At 75.2% G+C, this 19,374-nt stretch carries 17 protein-coding genes; 10 read left to right on the top strand and 7 right to left on the bottom strand.

Annotation, left to right across the window (positions count from 1 at the left end; translation table 11 throughout):
• Positions 1–70 precede the first annotated feature (70 nt).
• The gene (locus EDC03_RS07925; RefSeq protein ID WP_123379630.1) at positions 71–1,504 is read right to left on the bottom strand and encodes a class II fumarate hydratase; all 1,434 of its coding nucleotides are present in this window, start codon (positions 1,502–1,504) and stop codon (positions 71–73) included.
• Between the two features lie 281 nt (positions 1,505–1,785).
• Here EDC03_RS07925 and EDC03_RS07920 point away from each other — a divergent pair, with 281 nt between their 5' ends.
• From EDC03_RS07920 to EDC03_RS07905, 4 genes are read left to right on the top strand one after another with little or no spacing between them, the layout of a single operon-like run.
• Positions 1,786–3,087: an extracellular solute-binding protein gene (locus EDC03_RS07920; RefSeq protein ID WP_123379629.1), complete on the top strand. Its 1,302-nt coding sequence runs from the start codon at positions 1,786–1,788 to the stop codon at positions 3,085–3,087.
• On the top strand, positions 3,084–4,109 hold the full coding sequence (locus EDC03_RS07915) for a carbohydrate ABC transporter permease (protein ID WP_241967087.1): 1,026 nt from the start codon (positions 3,084–3,086) through the stop codon (positions 4,107–4,109). Before EDC03_RS07920 ends, EDC03_RS07915 begins: the two co-directional genes overlap by 4 nt.
• 14 nt (positions 4,110–4,123) lie before the next feature.
• Positions 4,124–4,957 (top strand): carbohydrate ABC transporter permease, encoded by an 834-nt coding sequence (locus EDC03_RS07910; protein ID WP_123379749.1) that lies wholly within the window; start codon positions 4,124–4,126, stop codon positions 4,955–4,957.
• 42 nt (positions 4,958–4,999) lie between these two features.
• A complete protein-coding gene (locus EDC03_RS07905; protein ID WP_123379628.1) occupies positions 5,000–6,262 on the top strand; it encodes an ABC transporter ATP-binding protein in 1,263 nt (420 codons plus the stop codon).
• A gap of 127 nt (positions 6,263–6,389) precedes the next feature.
• Here EDC03_RS07905 and EDC03_RS07900 read toward each other — a convergent pair whose 3' ends face one another.
• Together EDC03_RS07900 and glpX are read right to left on the bottom strand one after the other, a co-directional pair.
• Positions 6,390–7,364, bottom strand: coding sequence for a carbohydrate kinase family protein (locus EDC03_RS07900; protein WP_123379627.1), 975 nt, complete (start codon positions 7,362–7,364; stop codon positions 6,390–6,392).
• Positions 7,361–8,407, bottom strand: coding sequence for a class II fructose-bisphosphatase (gene glpX, locus EDC03_RS07895; RefSeq protein ID WP_123379626.1), 1,047 nt, complete (start codon positions 8,405–8,407; stop codon positions 7,361–7,363). Before glpX ends, EDC03_RS07900 begins: the two co-directional genes overlap by 4 nt.
• A gap of 260 nt (positions 8,408–8,667) precedes the next feature.
• On the opposite strand from glpX, the gene EDC03_RS07890 reads away from it, so the two are divergent.
• Entirely contained in the window at positions 8,668–9,267 is a 600-nt protein-coding gene (locus EDC03_RS07890; protein WP_158674236.1) for a DUF4245 domain-containing protein, read from the top strand.
• Between the two features lie 19 nt (positions 9,268–9,286).
• Here EDC03_RS07890 and EDC03_RS07885 read toward each other — a convergent pair whose 3' ends face one another.
• From EDC03_RS07885 to xseA, 3 genes are read right to left on the bottom strand one after another with little or no spacing between them, the layout of a single operon-like run.
• Entirely contained in the window at positions 9,287–9,895 is a 609-nt protein-coding gene (locus EDC03_RS07885) for a DUF1802 family protein (protein WP_241967086.1), read from the bottom strand.
• Between the two features lie 4 nt (positions 9,896–9,899).
• Positions 9,900–10,136 (bottom strand): exodeoxyribonuclease VII small subunit, encoded by a 237-nt coding sequence (locus EDC03_RS07880; RefSeq protein ID WP_123379624.1) that lies wholly within the window; start codon positions 10,134–10,136, stop codon positions 9,900–9,902.
• Between the two features lie 46 nt (positions 10,137–10,182).
• Positions 10,183–11,676 (bottom strand): exodeoxyribonuclease VII large subunit, encoded by a 1,494-nt coding sequence (gene xseA, locus EDC03_RS07875; RefSeq protein ID WP_123379623.1) that lies wholly within the window; start codon positions 11,674–11,676, stop codon positions 10,183–10,185.
• 111 nt (positions 11,677–11,787) lie between these two features.
• On the opposite strand from xseA, the gene EDC03_RS07870 reads away from it, so the two are divergent.
• Positions 11,788–12,813: a 4-hydroxy-3-methylbut-2-enyl diphosphate reductase gene (locus EDC03_RS07870; RefSeq protein ID WP_123379622.1), complete on the top strand. Its 1,026-nt coding sequence runs from the start codon at positions 11,788–11,790 to the stop codon at positions 12,811–12,813.
• Between the two features lie 43 nt (positions 12,814–12,856).
• On the opposite strand, the gene EDC03_RS07865 is transcribed toward EDC03_RS07870, so the two are convergent.
• Positions 12,857–14,104 carry a DNA recombination protein RmuC gene (locus tag EDC03_RS07865; RefSeq protein ID WP_123379621.1) on the bottom strand — a complete coding sequence of 416 codons (1,248 nt, stop codon included), beginning with the start codon at positions 14,102–14,104 and terminating at the stop codon, positions 12,857–12,859.
• Between the two features lie 132 nt (positions 14,105–14,236).
• Here EDC03_RS07865 and EDC03_RS07860 point away from each other — a divergent pair, with 132 nt between their 5' ends.
• The 4 genes from EDC03_RS07860 to EDC03_RS07845 all read left to right on the top strand — a co-directional run bounded on the left by EDC03_RS07860 (position 14,237) and on the right by EDC03_RS07845 (position 19,254).
• Entirely contained in the window at positions 14,237–14,884 is a 648-nt protein-coding gene (locus EDC03_RS07860) for a class I SAM-dependent methyltransferase (protein WP_123379620.1), read from the top strand.
• A 12-nt stretch (positions 14,885–14,896) separates the two neighbouring features.
• Entirely contained in the window at positions 14,897–15,982 is a 1,086-nt protein-coding gene (ychF, locus tag EDC03_RS07855; RefSeq protein ID WP_123379619.1) for a redox-regulated ATPase YchF, read from the top strand.
• Positions 15,983–16,019: 37 nt separating this feature from the next.
• Positions 16,020–17,321 carry a hypothetical protein gene (locus EDC03_RS07850; protein WP_148058038.1) on the top strand — a complete coding sequence of 434 codons (1,302 nt, stop codon included), beginning with the start codon at positions 16,020–16,022 and terminating at the stop codon, positions 17,319–17,321.
• Between the two features lie 262 nt (positions 17,322–17,583).
• Positions 17,584–19,254, top strand: a complete 1,671-nt coding sequence (locus EDC03_RS07845) for a peptide ABC transporter substrate-binding protein (protein ID WP_123379617.1) — start codon at positions 17,584–17,586, stop codon at positions 19,252–19,254.
• Positions 19,255–19,374: the final 120 nt, after the last annotated feature.

Raw genomic sequence — 19,374 nt, 5'->3', positions numbered from 1 at the left:
GCCGCGCCGCACGACGACGCCCCGGCCCCCCTCGCGGGGGACCGGGGCGTCGTCGTGCCGGGACGGGACGTCAGCGCTGCGGAGGCCGCGTCATCGACAGGACGTCGAGGGCGCTGTCGAGCTGGGCCTCGGTGACCTCGCCGCGCTCGACGAAGCCGAGGTCGACGACGGCCTGGCGCACCGTGACGCCGTGCGCGACGGCGTGCTTGGCCACCTTCGCCGCGGCCTCGTAGCCGATGGTGCGGTTGAGCGGCGTGACGATCGACGGCGAGGACTCCGCGAGGGCGCGCGCCCGCTCGACGTCGGCCTCGAGCCCGTCGACGGTGCGGTCGGCGAGCAGCCGGCCCGCCCCGGCGAGCAGGCGCACCGACTCGAGCACGTTGCGCGCCATGACCGGGATAGCGACGTTGAGCTCGAAGGAGCCGCTGGCGCCGGCCCACGCCGTCGCCGCGTCGTTGCCGACGACCTGCGCGCACACCATGAGGACGGCCTCGGGGACGACCGGGTTGACCTTGCCGGGCATGATCGAGCTGCCCGGCTGGAGGTCGGGGATCCGCAGCTCGCCGAGGCCCGTGTTGGGGCCGGACCCCATCCAGCGCAGGTCGTTGCAGACCTTGGTGAGGCTGACGGCCACCGTGCGCAGCGCGCCGGAGAGCTCGACGAGCCCGTCCCGCGCGCCCTGCGCCTCGAAGTGGTCCGGCGCCTCGGTGATCGGCAGCCCCGTGTCGGCGGCGAGCAGCTCGATGACGCGCTGGGGGAAGCCGGCCGGCGTGTTGATGCCCGTGCCGGTGGCCGTCCCGCCGAGCGGCACCTCCGCGGTGCGGGGGAGCGCGGCGCGCACCCGCGCGGCGCCGTAGCGCACCTGCTGGGCGTAGCCGCCGAACTCCTGCCCCAGCGTCACGGGCGTCGCGTCCATGAGGTGCGTGCGGCCCGCCTTGACGACCTCCGCCCACTCCTCCGCCTTGCGGCGCAGCGACGCCTCCAGGTGCTCGAGCGCCGGCAGGAGGTCCTGCACGACACCGGCGGTCGCGGCGACGTGCACCGAGGTGGGGAAGACGTCGTTGGACGACTGCGAGGCGTTGACGTGGTCGTTGGGGTGGACGTCGCGGCCGAGGCGGCGCGAGGCCAGGGTCGCCAGCACCTCGTTGGTGTTCATGTTGGACGACGTGCCCGAGCCGGTCTGGAACACGTCCACGGGGAACTGGTCGTCGTGGGCACCGGCCGCCACCTCGTCGGCCGCCGCGACGATCGCGTCGGCGACGTCCTGCGGCAGGACGCCCAGCTCGGCGTTGGCCTGCGCGGCAGCCTTCTTGATGCGCGCGAGCGCCTCGACGTGGGTGCGGGAGAGGGTCGTGCCGCTGAGCGGGAAGTTCTCGACGGCGCGCTGCGTCTGCGCGCGGTAGAGGGCGTCGGCCGGCACGAGGACCTCGCCCATCGTGTCGTGCTCGACGCGGAAGCCCTCGGGGGGAGCGCCGGCGCTGCTGTCGGGGGAGTTCGCGGTCATGGCGCCATCGTGCCGTGCCGGCGGGGGTCGCCGGGCGGGGGCGCGCCCCGCGTCCGGCGCCGGCGGCGCGACGTGCGTCACGCCCCGCACCGGCCCCGGCGACGCCCGGGCGCCGAGGTGACGGGACGGTCACGGACGGTTGCCGCACACCGGACGTGGGGGCAGGGTGTGCGGCACGCATCTCTTCGACGTCGAAGGAGCCCGCCGTGACAGGACGCCCGGGGCAGCAGTCCGGCCGAGCAGGCACGGCGCGACGGCGGGAACGACGGCGGGCGGGGCCTGTGCGTCGCACCGCCGCGGTGCCCGCGGCCGTCGTCGTCGCCGGCGCGCTGCTCGTCTCGTGCGGCAGCGGGGAGAGCCAGGAGGTCACCGCCGACGGCACGCCCGTCCTCAACTGGTACATCAACCCGGACTCGGGCGGCCAGCAGGAGATCGCGCGGCGCTGCACCGAGGCCAACCAGGGGCGCTTCGCGCTCAACGTGCAGATCCTGCCGAACAACCCGCAGGGCCAGCGCGAGCAGCTCGTCCGACGGCTCGTGGCGGGGGACTCCTCCGTCGACATCATGAGCCTCGACCCGCCCTTCATCCCCGAGTTCAGCGAGGCGGGCTTCTTCGCCCCCATGCCGCCGGAGGTGCAGGAGGCCGTCAGCGAGGGGGTCCTGGACGGCGCGCTCGCGGGTGCCACCTACGCCGACGAGCTCGTCACGGTGCCGTTCTGGGCCAACACCCAGCTGCTCTGGTACCGCCAGTCGGTGGCCGAGGAGGCGGGCCTCGACATGAGCGAGCCGGTCACGTGGGACCAGGTCATCGACGCCGCCGAGGCGACGGGGACGACGGTCGGCGTCCAGGGCCGTGCCGCCGAGTCGATGACGGTGTGGGTCAACGCCCTCGTCGTCTCCCAGGGCGGCGACGTCCTCGCCAACCCCGAGGCACCGGCCGACGAGATCCAGGTCGACCTCGACAGCCCCGAGGGCCAGCAGGCCGCCGCGATCATGCAGCGCATCGCGGACGCCGGGGTCGGCGGCCCGCAGCTGTCGACGGCGGACGAGGACGCCAGCGCCGCGCTCTTCGAGTCGGACAGCGGCGGCTTCATGGTCAACTGGCCGTACGTCTGGGCCCGCGGCCAGACGCTCGTCGAGCAGGGCAGCCTCGACCAGTCCGTCCTCGACGACTACGGCTGGACCCTCTACCCGCGCGTCGACGCGGAGACCGAGCCGGCGACGCCGTACGGCGGCATCAACCTCGGCATCGGCGCCTTCACCGACGACCCCGACCTCGCCTACGAGGCCGCGCAGTGCATCGCGTCGGTGGAGAACCAGACGTACTACTTCGCCTCGAACGGCAACCCGCCGTCCAACGCCGCGGCCTTCGACGACGAGAGCCTGCTGGAGGACTACCCGATGGCCCCGACCATCCAGGAGTCGACGCAGCTCGCCGCGCCCCGGCCGCAGACGCCCTTCTACGACGTCGTCTCGACGGGCATCCAGCGCACCTGGCGGCCCGAGACGGCGGACCCGGGGAGCACCCCGGCGGTCTCGACCGAGCTCATCACCGAGGTGCTGCGCGGGGAGGCCCTGCTGTGAGCGCGACGAGACCCACGACGAGCGGCTCCTCGCGGGCCGGCGCGGACGCGACCGGGGACGGCCGCGACGCGGTCGACCCCCGGCCGTCCGGCGAGCAGGAGCGCCGGGCTCGGCGCGCGGGCGGCAAGCCGCCGCTGACCGACCGGGCCAGGGGCGAGCGCAACCTCGGGCTGCTGCTCGTGGCGCCGGCGTTCCTCGTGATGATCGGCGTCGTCGCCTACCCGATGCTCCTGGCGGCGTACGACTCGCTCTTCAGCTACCGCCTCACGGCGCCGGACCAGCGGTCCTTCGTCGGGCTGCAGAACTACATCACCATCCTGTCCGACCCCCTGTGGTGGCGGGCCTTCGCGACGACGGGCTACATCACCGTCATCACGGTGGCCGTCGAGCTGGTCCTCGGCTTCGCGCTGGCGATGGTCATGCACAAGGCGATCACGACCCTGCGGCCCGTGCTGCGGACGGCGATCCTCATCCCGTACGCGATCATCACGGTCGTCTCGGCCTTCGCCTGGTTCTACGCCTTCGACCTGAACTCCGGCTTCGTCAACCAGTGGCTGCCCTTCGTGGGCGACGACTTCAACTGGTTCGCGGAGCGCAGCAGCTCGCTCGTCGTCATCATGCTCTCGGAGATCTGGAAGACGACGCCGTTCATCTCGCTGCTCCTGCTGGCCGGTCTGGCGCAGGTGCCGGAGGACCTCCAGGAGGCGGCGCGGGTCGATGGCGCGACCTTCTGGGAGCGGCTGCGGAAGGTCACGCTGCCCAACATGAAGGCCGCCATCATGGTGGCCCTGCTGTTCCGCACGCTCGACGCGGTCCGCATCTTCGACAACGTCTTCATCATGACGGCCGGCACCAACGGCACCGAGACGCTGGCCTTCCTGGCCTACCGGCAGACCATCCAGCGGCAGGAGGTCGGCCTCGGCTCGGCCATCTCCGTCCTGCTGTTCCTCCTGGTGGTCCTCATCGCCGTGCTCTTCGTCAAGGTCTTCAAGGTCGACCTGTCCCGGCAGAGGGGTGAGTGAGCATGGGCGTGCGCATGTCGACCCGCGAGAAGGTGCTCTGGTACGTGGCGGGGGCGGCGATCGTCGTCTACGCGCTCTTCCCCGTGGCGTGGATCCTCTCGCTGAGCCTCAAGACGAACGCGGGCCTCACGGAGAACCAGTTCCTGCCGAGCGAGGTGACGTGGGACAACTACCGGCTCATCATCACCGGTGACGCGTCCGAGCTCTTCCTGCCGGCCCTGCGGAACTCGATCGGCATCGCCCTCATCGCGACGCTCATCGCCGTCGTGCTGGCGACGCTCACCGCCTACGCGGTCTCCCGCCTGCAGTTCCCCGGCAAGAAGCTGCTGCTGACGACGGCCCTCGCCGTGGCGATCTTCCCCGTCATCTCCATCGTCACGCCGCTGTTCAACATCTGGCGGACCATCGGCCTCTACGACACCTGGCCGGGCCTCATCATCCCGTACCTGGCGGTGACCCTGCCGCTGGCCATCTGGACGCTGTCGGCCTTCTTCCGCGAGATCCCCTGGGACATGGAGCAGGCGGCCCAGGTGGACGGCGCCACGACGTGGCAGGCCTTCATCAAGGTGATCGTCCCGCTGGCCGTGCCCGGCGTCTTCACCACGGCCATCATCGCGTTCTTCCTCGCCTGGAACGACTTCGTCTTCGGCATCTCGCTGACGTCGACCGACGCGTCCCGGCCCGTGCCGGCGGCGCTCGCCTTCTTCACCGGCGCCTCGCAGTTCGAGGAGCCGACGGGGGCGACGTCGGCCGCCGCCGTCATCGTCACCATCCCCGTCGTCATCATCGTGCTCGTCTTCCAGCGGCGGATCGTCGCCGGCCTCACGAACGGCGCCGTCAAGGGCTGACGCCCGGGCCCACCCCAGTCACCGCGGAGAAGGAGAGCCGACATGGCCGGCATCACCCTGCAGAACATCGTCAAGAAGTACGGGGACGGCTTCCCGGCCGTCAACGACGTCAGCCTCGACATCGCCGACGGCGAGTTCGTCATCCTCGTCGGGCCCTCCGGCTGCGGGAAGTCCACGCTCCTGCGGATGGTCGTCGGCCTCGAGGACATCACCGACGGCGACCTCACCATCGGCGGGAAGCGCGTCAACGACAAGGCGCCCCGCGACCGCAACCTCGCGATGGTGTTCCAGAACTACGCCCTCTACCCGCACCTGTCGGTGTTCGAGAACATCGCCTTCCCGCTGCGGCTGGCCAAGGGCAAGCACTCCGACGCGGAGGTGACCAAGCGGGTCAACGAGGCGGCCGACCTCCTCGAGCTGCGCGAGCACCTCGAGCGCAAGCCGGCCAACCTCTCCGGCGGCCAGCGCCAGCGCGTGGCCATGGGGCGGGCCATCGTGCGCCAGGCGGACGCCTTCCTCTTCGACGAGCCGCTGTCCAACCTCGACGCCAAGCTGCGCGGCCAGATGCGCACGGAGATCGCGCGCATGCAGCGGCGGCTCGGCACGACGACCATCTACGTCACCCACGACCAGACCGAGGCGATGACGCTGGGCGACCGGGTGGCCGTCCTGCGCAAGGGCGAGCTGCAGCAGGTCGCCAGCCCGCGCGAGCTCTACGAGGAGCCCGTCAACCTCTTCGTCGCCGGCTTCATCGGCTCCCCGCCGATGAACTTCCTGCCCGCGCAGCTGGAGGGCACCACCCTCACGCTGCCCTTCGGCTCCGTCGAGATCACGCCGGAGGTGGCGGAGCGGGCGCGCGGGGCGGAGTTCCTCATCGCGGGCCTGCGGCCCGAGCACGTCGAGGACGCCTCGGTGCTCGAGGGCTCGCGGGCCGAGCGCGGCACGACGTTCGAGGTGGACGTCGACGTGACGGAGTGGCTCGGCAACGAGCTCTACGCCTACGTGCCGTTCACGCCGGACGAGCGGGTGGCGGCCAAGCTCGCCGAGCTGGACAAGGAGCTCGACGGCGAGAGCATGCGCCACCAGATGGTCGTCACGCTCGACGCCCGCAGCCGGGTGCGCGACGGCGACCGCGCGCGCCTGTGGTTCGACCCGGCGAGCCTGCACCTCTTCGACCCGGCGTCGGGCCGGAGCCTCACGCGGGACGAGGGCCGGGCCGAGCAGATCGCCCGCGAGAGCGAGGAGGCCCGGCGCGAGGCCCTCGAGCGCTCGCGGGCCCGCGCCGCCGAGGGGGCCGCGGTCTAGGACGACGCCCCCGCAGGGCCCGGCCGCCGGGCCCCGCGGGGGACCCCAGCGGGCGGCCGGGCCGGGCAGGGGGCGGCCCGGCCGCGGGGGGCGCGCCGGTGCGCCCCCGCCGGTGACCCCGCCGGGGTCAGGAGCCGCTGCGGGGCAGCTCGTCGCGACGGGGCGGGTCGGCCCCGGGCCGCGACACGGTGACGGCGGCGACGTCGGTGGCCGCGGCCACGCACCGCCCGAGCACCTCGAGGTCGACGGCCGCCAGCGCCGTCCGCCGGTCCGCGCCGAGCAGGCCCTCCGACCACAGCGCGTCGACGAGGCCGCCGGTGAAGGAGTCGCCGGCGCCGACGGTGTCCGCGACGTCCACCGTCCGGCCGGGCTCGTCCACCTCGCCCGCGGCGCAGACGGCCAGCGCACCCTCCCCGCCGCGGGTGAGCACGACGAGGGCCGGGCCGAGGCCCAGCCAGGAGCGGACGACGTCGGCCGGGTCGCGGTCCGGGAACAGCCACCCGGCGTCCTCGTCGCTGAGCTTGACGACGTCCGAGGTCGTCACGAGGGCCTCGACGCGCGGGCGGACCTCCTCGGGCGTGCCCATGAGCGACGGGCGCAGGTTGGGGTCGAGGACCACGGTCGTCGTCGGGCGCAGGGCGTCGAGGAGGCCCTCCACCTGGGTCGCGCCCGGCTCGAGGGCGGTCGCGAGGGAGCCCGTGCAGACGACCAGCGGCGGCTCGCCCGCCGTGATGCACGCGAGGTCGTCGGCCTCGAGCTCCCACGCCAGGTCGAACTCGTAGCGTGCGCCGCCGTCCGCCCCGAGGTGCGCCTGCGCCGTCGGGGTGCGGACGTCGTCGGACGCGGGCAGCAGCCCCGCGGCGAGGTGGACGCCGTCCCCGGTGAGGTGGTCGGCGACCCGTCGGCCCCGTGCGTCGTCCGCCAGGCGGCCGAGCAGGTCCACGGGACGGCCCAGACGCGCCAGGCCGAGGGCGACGTTGGCGGCGCTGCCGCCCGGGTGCTCGACCGGCCCGGCGTCGCCGCCGGCGGGGTGGACGACGTCGACGAGCGTGTCGCCGACGACGAGCGCGCGCGGGCCGCCGCCCGCGGCGTCGGCCCTCACGCGGTCCGCCCGCCCGTGCCGGAGAAGTCCACCGCCGCGTAGGCCTGCAGCTTGGTCAGCCGGTGCTCGCTCTCCACGGTCCGGATGGTGCCGGACTTCGAGCGCATGACGAGGCTCTGCGTCCGCACGGTCCCGCCGCCGTAGCGCACGCCGCGGACGAGCTCGCCGTCGGTGATGCCGGTGGCGACGAAGTAGCAGTTGTCGCCGCGGACGAGGTCGTCGGTCGTGAGCACCCGGTCGAGGTCGTGGCCGGCGTCGAGCGCGCGCTGCCGCTCCTCGTCGTCCTTGGGCCACAGCCGTCCCTGGAGGACGCCGCCGAGGGCCTTGAGCGCGCAGGCGGCGATGATGCCCTCCGGCGTCCCGCCGATGCCGAGCATGAGGTCGATGCCGGTGCCCGGGCGCGCGGCCATGATCGCGCCGGCGACGTCGCCGTCGGGGATGAAGTGGATGCGCGCGCCGGCCTCGCGGATCTCGGTGACGAGGCCCTCGTGGCGGGGGCGGTCGAGGACGACGACGGTGACGTCGCCGACGGCGCAGCCCTTGGCGCGCGCGAGACGGCGGACGTTCTCCTTCACCGGCAGACGGATGTCGACGACGTCGGCCGCCTCCGGCCCGGTGGCCAGCTTGTCCATGTAGAAGACGGCGCTGGGGTCGTACATGGCCCCGCGCTCGGCGACGGCGATGACCGCCACGGCGTTCGGCATGCCGAGGGCGCAGAGCCGCGTGCCGTCGATGGGGTCGACGGCGACGTCGCACGCGGCCCCGGAGCCGTCGCCGACCTGCTCGCCGTTGAAGAGCATGGGCGCCTCGTCCTTCTCGCCCTCGCCGATGACGACCGTGCCGTCCATTTCAACCGTGCTGATGAGGCGCCGCATGGCGTTGACCGCCGCGCCGTCCGCGCCGTCCTTGTCGCCGCGGCCCACCCAGCGCCCCGCCGCCATCGCGGCGGCCTCGGTGACGCGGACGAGCTCCAGCCCGAGGTTGCGGTCGGGGGCCTGCTGGCCCACGGCCAGCGAGGGCGGCAGCGAGGTGGCGTGCGTCATGGGGGTCCTCCGTCGTCGTCGGGGCGCGCTCGTCGACGGTCCGTCGGGGGCCCTGCCGGGCGTCGGCCCGGGGCGCCCCCGGCCGTCGACGGGGCACGGGGAGCGTAGCGGCGCGGGTCCCGCCGACCGGGGGCCGACGAGGCCGCCGGGCGGTCCGGGGACGTGAGGTGCGGCACGTCCCCGGGCCGACGACGCCGGCCCGGTCGCGGGCCGGGACGGGCGGCGGCGGGCCGCCGCGGCGTCCGGGGGAGGATGGGGGCGTGAGCACCCGAGCCCCCGTCGGCCGGCCCGTGCCGCCGCCGAAGCGCCCGCGGCCCCGGCAGGCGGCCCGCGACGTCGTCCTGTCGCTCCTCGCGCTCGGCGCCTTCATCGTGCCGCTGCTGCTCCTGCTGCCCCAGCCGGGCCGCCTCGAGCAGCCGCCGGTCGACGTCGACGGCACCGCCCGGGGCGCTGCGGCGCAGGTGGACTTCGCGGTGCCGGTCCCGGACGCGCCGGCGGGGTGGACCCCCAACGCCGCGCGGCTCGAGCCGTCCGGCCCGGACGGGCTGCCGACGTGGGTCGTCGGCTGGGTCACGCCGTCGGACGACTACGCGGGCATCCGCGTCACCGCGGGCGCGACGGAGCGGTGGGTGCGCGACGTCGTCCGCGAGGGCGACCTGGCCGGCGAGCAGGACGTCGACGGCGAGGCGTGGGAGCTGTGGTCGCGCGCGCCGGAGCGCCGTTCCGACGCCCCCTTCCAGGCGCTGGTGCGCACCGACGGCGACCTCACGTACGCGGTGATCGGGACGGCCGGCGTCCCCGAGCTGTCCGAGCTCGCGGCCGCCGTGCAGGTGGCGCCGACCGCCGAGCCGCCCGCCTAGCTGTCCCTGGGCAGTACACCTAGCGGTCGGCGTCGCCCGGCCCCCCGACGGCGGAGCGCACCCGTCGCCCGGCCTCGGCGAGGGCGGCGTCGTCGAGCGCGGGCGGGCCCAGCGCCGGCCGCCCCGGGAGGTCGGCCGCGAGGTCGAGCCAGCTCGAGCAGCCACGGTGCTCGGGGCGCCGGGCCACCTCGACGGGGACGAGCAGCGGCCGCGCCTCGACGACGAGGGCGGTGAGCAGGTGGCGGGGGCGGAAGTCGAGGCGTCGCGCGGCGGACGCCGTGGTCCACACGTGGAGCGGCGCCAGCTCGTCGAGGTGCTCGGGGCGCTCCACGGGCACGACGGCGCGGACCGCCAGCGCGCAGCGGACGACGACGCGCTCGTCGGTCGAGTCGGCCGCGCCGGGCGCCAGGAGGTCGTGGTGCTCGGGCCGCACGTCCTCGGCGTGGCTGTGCGCCACGGTGGGGAAGAGCACGGGACGCGGGGCGCCGACGACGAAACGGCGTTCGTGGATGCCGCCCTTGCGGAGCAGGAGGCACTGCCGGCCCGCCAGCAGCGCGTGGGCGACGGCGCCCCACTCCTTGAGGGCGGGCACCTCGCCGACGGCCGTGCCTCCCGTCGCGACGGCCACGACCTCAGGCGTCCCGGTCGCCGCCGCGGGCCTCGACGGCCGCGTCGAGCCGCTCGCGGGCGCCGTCGAGCAGCTCCTCGCACCGGGTGGCCAGGGCCTCGCCGCGCTCCCACAGCTCGAGCGAGCGCTCGAGCGGCGCCCCGCCGGCCTCGAGCGCGGTGACGACACGGACGAGCTCGTCGCGGGCCTCCTCGTAGCCCAGCGCGGCGGGGGAGGGGGCGGGGGCGGAGGGCTCGGCCATGCCGCCAGGGTAGGCGGGGGCACGGACGCCACCGGTCGGCCGCCCGTCAATAGGGCGGGGCGCCCGGGTCGTCGTCGGGCGCGCTCGGGGACGGCGCCGGGGGCGTGGGCGGGGCGGGCGCCGGGGCCGGCGCCGCGGTCGTGCCCGGCGCCTCCCGGGCGGCCGGGGGAGCCGGCGCGCGGCGTGACCGGGCCCGCGGGGCGACGGCGGGCGGGCCGTCGGCCGACGCCCCGGCGGCCGCGCGGTCCGCGCCGGGGCCCGCCGGCCCCACGGCGTCGACCTCGAGGCCGCCCCCCGCGACGCGGGCGAGCAGCCGCGTGCCCGGCGCGACCTCCGCCGGGTCGCGCACCACGTGGCCCGCCGCGTCGGTGAGCACGGCGTACCCGCGCTCGAGCGTCGACGCGGGCGAGAGGGTCCGGACGGCCCGGCGCAGCCCCGCCACCTCGGCGTCCTCGTGGCGCAGGCGGGCGGACAGGGCCCGCCGTCCCCGGTCGCGGGCGGCACCGACGGCGGCCCGCTGGTCGGCCAGCCCGCGCGCCGGCTCGGCCAGCACCGGCCGGGCCCGCAGGGCGGCGAGGCGGGCGCGCTCGCCGTCCAGCCAGGTGCGGACGCCCTGGCGGAGCCGGCGCCGAGCCCCGGCGAGGGCGGCGAGCTCCTCGTCGACGGCCGGGACGACGCGGCGCCCGGCGTCCGTCGGCGTCGAGGCGCGCACGTCGGCGACGAGGTCGAGCAGCGGCGAGTCGACCTCGTGGCCGATGGCGCTGACGACCGGGGTCCGGCAGGCGGCCACCGCGCGCAGCAGCGCCTCGTTGCTGAAGGGGAGCAGGTCCTCGAGGGAGCCGCCGCCGCGGGCGACGACGACGACGTCGACCTCGTCCAGGGCGTCGAGCTCGGCGACGGCGCGGCTCACCTGGGCCACGGCGTCGACGCCCTGGACGACGACGGGACGCACCTCGAAGCGCACGCCCGGCCAGCGGCCGCGGGCGGTGACGAGGACGTCGCGCTCGGCCGCGCTGGCCCGCCCGCAGACGAGGCCGACGACGCGGGGGAGGAAGGGCAGCGCCTTCTTGCGGCTCGCGTCGAAGAGCCCCTCGGCGGCGAGGACCCGGCGCAGCGCCTCGACCCGGGCGAGCAGCTCACCCGCGCCGACCGGTCGGATGGCGTCGGCGCGCAGCTGCAGCGAGCCGCGCCGCGCCCAGAACTCCGGGGTGCCGCGGACGACGACGCGGGCCCCCTCGACGAGCGCGGGCCCGAGGGCGTCGAGGACCCGCACGTGCGTCGTGACGGACAGGGACATGTCGACGTCGGCGTCGCGCAGCACGCAGAAGGCGGTGGCCTGCCCGGGGCGGCGGGTGACCTGGACGAGCTGCCCCTCCACCCAGACGGGGGACATGCGCGCGACGTAGTCGCCGATCTTCGTGGAGAGCAGGCGGACGGGCCACGGCTGCTCGGCCGACGTCGCCGCGGCGGTGGCCGGGAGCGGGCGCCGCCCGCCGGGCGCGGCCTCCGGGGCGTCGGTCGGGCCCGGCGGCGGCGTCATCGTCGTCCCCCCGCCGTCAGCACCCGTCGACCCTAGGCGAGCCGGCCGGCCGGCCCGACGGCTGCGCCTCCGGCCGGGACCACGGCGGGAGCGCCGCCGTACCATCGGGGGGTGAGCCACCCCGCCGAGACCCCCGCCGACGGCCCGACGACCAGCGAGGGCCGCCGCGTGCTCCTCGCGGCCCCCCGGGGCTACTGCGCCGGGGTGGACCGCGCGGTGGTCGCGGTGGAGAAGGCGCTCGAGCTGCACGGCTCGCCCGTGTACGTGCGCAAGGAGATCGTCCACAACAAGCACGTCGTGCGGACCCTGGCCGCGCGCGGCGCCGTCTTCGTCGACGAGACGGACGAGGTGCCCGAGGGCGCCACCGTCGTCTTCTCCGCGCACGGCGTCTCGCCGGCGGTCCACGCCGCGGCGGCCGAGCGCAGCCTCAAGACGATCGACGCGACGTGCCCCCTCGTCACCAAGGTGCACCGCGAGGCCGTCCGCTTCGCCAAGGACGACTACGACATCCTCCTCGTCGGCCACGAGGGCCACGAGGAGGTCGAGGGGACGGCCGGCGAGGCGCCGGAGCACGTCCAGCTCGTCGACGGCCCCGAGTCCGTCGACGCCGTGACGGTGCGCGACCCGGAGAAGGTCGTCTGGCTCAGCCAGACGACGCTGTCGGTCGACGAGACGATGCAGACGGTCGAGCGCCTCAAGGAGCGCTTCCCCACGCTGCAGGACCCGCCCAGCGACGACATCTGCTACGCCACGCAGAACCGCCAGGTGGCGGTGAAGAAGATCGCGCCCCAGTCGGACCTCGTCGTCGTCGTGGGCTCGGCCAACTCCTCCAACTCCGTCCGGCTCGTCGAGGTCGCGCTGCAGCACGGCGCGAAGGCCTCCTACCGGGTCGACCACAAGGACGAGCTCGACGAGGCCTGGCTCGAGGGCGTGCGCACCGTCGGCGTGACCTCGGGCGCCTCGGTGCCGGAGATCCTCGTCACCGACGTCCTCGCCTGGCTCGCCGAGCGCGGCTTCGGCGACGTCGAGGAGGTCCGCACCGCGAGCGAGGACCTGCTCTTCTCGCTCCCGCGCGAGCTGCGGGCGGACCTCAAGGCCGCCTCGGCCGCCGCGGCGGCGAAGGCCGCCCAGCACTGACCCGCCCGCCCGCGGCGCCGTCCCCCGGGGCCGGGGCCGCGGGTCAGGCGGTGCGGTCCACGGGCCCGCCGTCGTCCGGCCGTCGCTCCTGCGGCAGGTCCGCCACCAGCTCGGGCGCCGTCAGCGGCCGGGGGCTGTCGACGAGCGGCTCGACGGGCGGCAGGTCGTCGTCGACGACGCCGAGCTCGGCGAGCCGCCGGGCCGAGACGAGCACGCGCCGCTCCAGGGTGCCGACGAGGCCGTTGTAGTCCTCGACCGCGCGGTGGAGCGACCGGCCGAGCGCGCCGGCGCCCCGGCCGAGGCCGCCGAGCCGGCGGTGCAGCTCGCGGCCCGTCTCCAGGAGCGCCCGGGCGCTGCCGGCGAGCGCGTCCTGCTGCCAGGTGGCGGCCACCGTGCGCAGGAGCGCGAGCAGCGTCGTCGGCGTCGCCAGCACGACGCCGCGGCCCATGGCGTGCTCGAGCAGCGCCGGGTCGGCCTCGCAGGCGGCGGCGAGGAAGGACTCGCCGGGCACGAAGCAGACGACCATCTCGGGGGACGGCTCGAAGGCCTCCCAGTACCGCTTGGCGGCCAGCGCGTCGACGTGCCCGCGCAGCGCCCGGGCGTGCGCCGTCGCCGCGGCCTGCCGGCGCCGGGCCGCCGCGGCCGGGTCCTCCCCCTCGCGGGTGGCGGCCGCGGACTCGAGGAACGACGCCAGCGGGGCCTTGGCGTCCACGACGACGCTCTTCCCGCCCGGCAGCCGGACGACGGCGTCGGGCCGCACGGGCCTGCCCTCCGGGCCCGGCGCCGTCACCTGCCGCTCGACGTCGACGCGGTCGAGCATGCCCGCGTGCTCGACGACGCGCCTCAGCTGCACCTCGCCCCAGGCGCCGCGGGCGGTGGGGCTGCGCAGCGCGCCGGCCAGCGCCCCCGTCTCGACGCGCAGCGCCTCGCCCGCGCGCCGCACCTCCTCGAGCTGCGCCTCGAGGCGCCCGACCTGCGCGGCGCGCTCGGTCTCGAGGACGCCGACGGTGCGCTCGACGCGGGCCAGCCCGCTCGTCAGCGGGGCGAGCCCGAGCGCGAGGTCGTGGTCGTCGGCCCGTGACTCCTCCAGCGTGCGGGTGCGGGCGAGGGCCGCGTCCCGCTCCGCCGTGACGCGCACGAGCGCCAGCTCGTCGTCCCGTCGTGCCGCCGCCGCGTCCGCGGCGCCCCGGCGGACGCCCGCCCGGTGCCCCAGCACCGCCGCGGCCGCGCCGACGGCGAGGACCACGACGAGCGGCACGAGCACGACGACGAGCAGGCCCGCGGTCTCCATGCCGCGGAGCCTGGCAGGCACCCCCGACAACTACGCCCGACAACCACGCCCGACAGCCACCCCCGGCAGCGGGCCCGGGGCGCCCGGGCGGCGGCGGGCGGGAGCATCCCCGCGGCCTGGGAGCATCGCGGGATGAGCACGCCCGAGAACCGCTGGCTCGCCGAGACGGGCGGGACGACCGGCGCGCAGTACGCGCAGCGCTTCGCGGACCTCGCGTCGGCGGGGGAAGACGTCCACGGCGAAGCCACCCTCGTCGACAGGCTCCTGCCGCCGGGCGCCCGCGTGCTCGACGCCGGCTGCGGGACGGGGCGGGTCGCCGTCGAGCTGGCGCGGCGCGGGCACCGGACCACGGGCGCGGACCTCGACGCCTCGATGCTCGCGGAGGCCCGCCGCGCCGCCCCGCACCTGCGGTGGGTGGACGGCGACCTACTCGCCCTCACGGCGGAGGAGCTCGGCGCGCCGTTCGACGCCGTCGTGCTCGCCGGCAACGTCGTCGTCTACCTCACGCCCGGGACGGAGGCCGACGTCGTGGCCCGGCTGGCCGGCCGGCTCGTGCCCGGCGGGATCCTCGTCGCCGGCTTCGCGGCGGACCGGCACGTGGCGCCCGGCGACCTGGCGCGGTGGTGCGCCGCCGCGGGCCTCGAGCCCGTGCAGGCGTGGGCGGGCTGGGACGGGGCGCCCGCCGCGCCGGGCGACGCGTACAGCGTCCAGGTGCACCGGCGCCCCGCGGGACCGGGCTCGGCGGGCGCGGGGCCGGTGCCACCCTCCCGCCCCGCGTAGGGTCTCGTTCCCGTGGCGCTCACCCTCGGCATCGTCGGACTGCCCAACGTCGGCAAGTCCACCCTCTTCAACGCCCTCACCCGCAACGACGTGCTCGCGGCGAACTACCCGTTCGCGACGATCGAGCCCAACGTCGGCGTCGTGCCGCTGCCGGACCGGCGCCTCGACGTGCTCGCGGGCATCTCCGGCAGCGAGAAGGTCGTGCCGGCCACGGTCTCCTTCGTCGACATCGCCGGGATCGTCAAGGGCGCCAGCGAGGGCGAGGGCCTGGGCAACCAGTTCCTCGCGACGATCCGCGAGGCGGACGCCATCTGCCAGGTCGTCCGGGTCTTCTCCGACCCCGACGTGGTCCACGTCGACGGGCGCGTCGACCCGGCCGCGGACATCGACACCGTGGCCACCGAGCTCGTCCTCGCCGACCTCCAGACGCTGGAGAAGGCGGTGCCGCGGCTGGAGAAGGACGTCAAGGGCAAGCGCGCCGACCCGGCCGTCCTCGCCGCCGTCCAGGGCGCGATCGCGGTGCTCGAGCGCGGGACGACGCTCTTCCAGGGCGCCACCGCCGCCGGCGTCGACCTGGCGCTGCTCTCCGAGCTGACGCTGCTGACGTCCAAGCCCTTCGTCTACGTCTTCAACACCGACGAGGCCGGGCTGGGCGACACGGCCCGCCGCGCCGAGCTCGAGGCGCTCGTCGCCCCCGCCGGCTGCGTCTTCCTCGACGCCGCGGTCGAGTCCGAGCTCGTCGAGCTCGAGCCCGAGGACGCCGCCGAGATGCTCGCCTCGACCGGCCAGACCGAGTCGGGCCTCGACCAGCTCGCCCGCGTCGGCTTCTCGACCCTCGGCCTGCAGACCTACCTCACGACCGGCCCCAAGGAGTCGCGCGCCTGGACCATCCGCCGGGGCTGGACCGCCCCGCAGGCGGCGGGCGTCATCCACACCGACTTCCAGCGCGGCTTCATCAAGGCCGAGGTCGTGTCCTTCGACGACCTCGTCGACGCCGGCTCGCACGCGGAGGCGAAGTCCCGCGGCAAGGTCCGCATCGAGGGCAAGGACTACGTCATGGCGGACGGCGACGTCGTGGAGTTCCGCTTCAACGTCTGATGCAGCGCCTCCCGCCGCTCGACCGTGCCGTTCGGCCGTGCGACGGGAAGCGCACTGGCAGAGTCGCTCCACGAGCGCGACGGACGCCGGCGGGGGCATCACGGTGATCGAGGCCGACGGGGGGCTGCTCCTCCTCGGCCCGGAGAGGGCGCTCGCCGCCCTCGACCGTCACGAGGGGGTGCGGCCGCGCAAGGTCGCGAGCCGCACGCTCGTGCTCGCCGGGCAGGCGCTGGGCGTCGCCTCCCAGGTGGGGGCGGCGAGCGGCCGATGGGTGAAGCTGACGAAGGAGTCGGTCGACTACCTCGACAAGGCGGGGATCCGCCAGGTGGCGGCGGGCGTCGTCCGGGATGACCGGGGCCGCATCCTCAAGCACCTGACGTTCGACAAGGCCGCACTCCTCACCCCCGCCGCGCCGGCCGCCCTCGCCGCCCTCGCGACGCAGGCCGCCCTCGAGGCCGCGCTCGACGACATCACCGAGTACCTCGAGGTCATCGACGCCAAGCTCGACCGCCTCCTCCAGCAGCGCAAGCTCAAGGTGACGGGGCAGCTCGGCGGCGTGACGCTCGCCCTCGAGGAGGCCCACGCCATCTACACGGAGACCGGCACCGTCTCGTCGGTGACCTGGTCCAAGGTGCAGGCCAACACCCTCGCCCTCCAGACGATGCAGGCAGAGGCCGTCGCACAGCTCGACGACCTGGCGGACCGGGTGCGCCGCCACGTCGGGGACACCGACGCGGCCGCGCGGGCCCTCAAGGACGCGCAGACCGAGGTCGTCTTCTGGCTCGGCGTCCTGGCACGGGCCATGGCGTTGCAGGACCGGCAGTACGTGCTCGAGCTGGCCAGGGTCGCCGACGCGGAGCCCGCGCAGCTCGACGCCCACCACCAGGGGATCAGGGCGGCCAGGGCAGAGCGCGCCCGTCGGGTCGGCCGTGGGCTCGAGGCCGTCCTCACGTCGGTCCGCGACAGCGCGGTGCTGCGCAACGTCGACCGGGTCGCCAACCCCTTCAGCGCCCAGCAGGTGACGCGGGGGGCCAACGACGTCAACCGCAGCGTCGCCGACTTCGCCACCCACGCCGACCTGGAGCTGCTCGGAGGGTCGCTGCTGGAGGCGGTCTCGTGGGGCTCCGCCGCTCGCGCCCTCGTCGACGACGCGGGCGAGCTGGCCGGGGGCGCCCGCGACGCCGTGGCGGGTCACGCCCGGTCCCTACGGGAGCAGCTGAGGGAGCGTCGGGAGGAGGGGCTCCTCGCCCGTGCCGACAAGGTCAGGGCACGCCGCCTCGGCCGGGGCGGCGACGAGCCCGCGAACTCCGTCGAGGAGCACCGGCCTCCCGTCTCCTGAGCAGCTCACGCACCGGGCGTCGACCGTCCCGGACGGGTCTCCTGCACCGTCACAGACGGCGCCCAGGCAGCTCCCCGACGCCGTCCGGGTGGCTCCCCGGCGACCTCCCGGTGACGTGTCACGGCCATGTTGCGGTCTGGTCTCATCCGTGCGGGTACGGGGTGCGGTGTTCTGCTCGTGCCCCCAGGGTGCTTATCGTCCTCCCCAGCCAAGGACGCCGAGCGCGCCCGCGGCGTCTACCCACCCACGAGGAGGAACTCCCATGCGTGTCCCCACACGGACCACGCGAGCGCTGGCGGTCGCCACGGCCGGCATCTTCGCCCTCAGCGCCTGCGGCGGCGGCAGCAGCGACGAGGGCTCCGGCGGGGGCGGTGGCGACGGCGCCGCCGGCAACCCGGACGGCACGTGGAGCATGTACATCGGCGAGCCCGAGAACCCGCTCGTCCCCGGCAACACGTCGGAGACCGAGGGCGGCCAGGTCGTCGACTCGCTCTGGACGGGTCTCGTCGAGTACTCGGACACCGGTGAGGTCGAGTACACCGGCGTCGCGGAGTCGATCGAGTCCGACGACAACATCACCTGGACGGTCACGCTCAACGACGGGTGGACCTTCCACGACGGCTCGGCCGTGACGGCCAGCAGCTTCGTCGACGCGTGGAACTACACGGCGCTGTCGACCAACGCGCAGGGCGGCTCCTACTTCTTCGCCAACATCGAGGGCTACGACGCCCTCCAGGCCGAGACGGACGCCGACGGCAACGTCGTCGCCGAGCCCACGGCCACGGAGATGTCCGGCCTCACGGTCGTCGACGACACGACCTTCACGGTGAAGCTCACCGAGCCCTTCTCCATCTTCCCGACGACGGTGGGCTACACGGCCTTCTACCCGCTGTCCGAGACCTTCCTCGCCGACCCCGAGGCGGGCGCGTCCGCCGCCCCCATCGGCAACGGCCCGTTCCAGGCCTCCGACCCGTTCCAGCAGGGCGTCGGCATCACGACGACCCGCTACGACGACTACGCCGGCGAGCCGGCCAAGTCCGGCGGCGTCGAGTTCCGGGTGTACACGGACATCAACACGGCCTACTCGGACGTGCAGGCCGGTAACCTCGACGTCGTCGCGCCCATCCCGCCCGACGCCATCGCCACGGCGCAGGACGAGTTCGGCGACCGCTTCGACGAGGCCGAGTCCAGCTCCTTCACGTACATGGGCTTCCCCACGTACGACGAGCGCTACTCCGACCCCCTGGTCCGCCAGGCCTTCTCGCAGGCGATCGACCGCGACGCCATCGTCGACGCGATCTTCCAGGGCACGCGCACGGCGGCGGACGCCGCCGTCGCCCCCGTCGTCGACGGGTACCGCGAGGGCGCCTGCACCTACTGCGAGCTGGACGTCGAGGCGGCCAACGCCAAGCTGGACGAGGCGGGCTTCGACCGCAGCCAGCCCGTCGAGCTGTGGTTCAACTCCGGCGCCGGCCACGACGCCTGGGTCCAGGCCGTCGGCAACCAGCTCCGCGAGAACCTCGGCGTCGACTACACCCTCCGCGGTGAGTTCGACTTCTCGCAGTACCTGCCCCTCGCCGACGAGAAGGGCTTCACCGGCCCGTTCCGCCTCGGCTGGGTCATGGACTACCCGAGCGCGCAGAACTACCTCGAGCCGCTGTACTCGGAGGCGGCCCTGCCCCCGAACGGCTCGAACACGGCCTTCTACGTGAACCCGGACTTCGACGCGGCGATCGCCGAGGGCAACCAGGCGGCGAGCCCGGAGGAGGCCGTGGCCTCGTACAACGCGGCCGAGGACATCCTCCTCGAGGACATGCCGATCATCCCGATGTTTTTCGGCCTGGAGCAGTTCGTCTGGTCGGAGAACGTGGGCGACGTCTCGGTGAGCGTCTTCACCCGGGTCAACGCCGCCGACGTGACGGTCAACGGCTGACGGGTACTGTCCTACCGCTCCGCCACGAGGGGTGCGGACCTCCCTGCCGGGGAGGTCCGCACCCCTCGTGCTGGGGACGACGACGTCCCCGGACGGTGGCGGTACGTCCCTGCGCGACGG

The sequence above is a fragment of the Pseudokineococcus lusitanus genome (assembly GCF_003751265.1).
Classification (GTDB): domain Bacteria; phylum Actinomycetota; class Actinomycetes; order Actinomycetales; family Quadrisphaeraceae; genus Pseudokineococcus; species Pseudokineococcus lusitanus.
The sequence above is the reverse complement of the archived record's forward strand: the minus strand, read 5'-3'. Positions and strand labels throughout refer to the sequence as shown.

Excerpts from the sequence above, each read along its gene's own strand:
- EDC03_RS07925 (WP_123379630.1), bottom strand. The coding sequence starts at position 1,504 with ATGACCGCGAACTCCCCCGACAGCAGCGCCGGCGCTCCCCCCGAGGGC.
- EDC03_RS07910 (WP_123379749.1), top strand. The coding sequence starts at position 4,124 with ATGTCGACCCGCGAGAAGGTGCTCTGGTACGTGGCGGGGGCGGCGATC.
- EDC03_RS07905 (WP_123379628.1), top strand. The coding sequence starts at position 5,000 with ATGGCCGGCATCACCCTGCAGAACATCGTCAAGAAGTACGGGGACGGC.
- glpX (WP_123379626.1), bottom strand. The coding sequence starts at position 8,407 with ATGACGCACGCCACCTCGCTGCCGCCCTCGCTGGCCGTGGGCCAGCAG.
- EDC03_RS07880 (WP_123379624.1), bottom strand. The coding sequence starts at position 10,136 with ATGGCCGAGCCCTCCGCCCCCGCCCCCTCCCCCGCCGCGCTGGGCTAC.
- xseA (WP_123379623.1), bottom strand. The coding sequence starts at position 11,676 with ATGACGCCGCCGCCGGGCCCGACCGACGCCCCGGAGGCCGCGCCCGGC.
- EDC03_RS07865 (WP_123379621.1), bottom strand. The coding sequence starts at position 14,104 with ATGGAGACCGCGGGCCTGCTCGTCGTCGTGCTCGTGCCGCTCGTCGTG.
- EDC03_RS07860 (WP_123379620.1), top strand. The coding sequence starts at position 14,237 with ATGAGCACGCCCGAGAACCGCTGGCTCGCCGAGACGGGCGGGACGACC.
- EDC03_RS07845 (WP_123379617.1), top strand. The coding sequence starts at position 17,584 with ATGCGTGTCCCCACACGGACCACGCGAGCGCTGGCGGTCGCCACGGCC.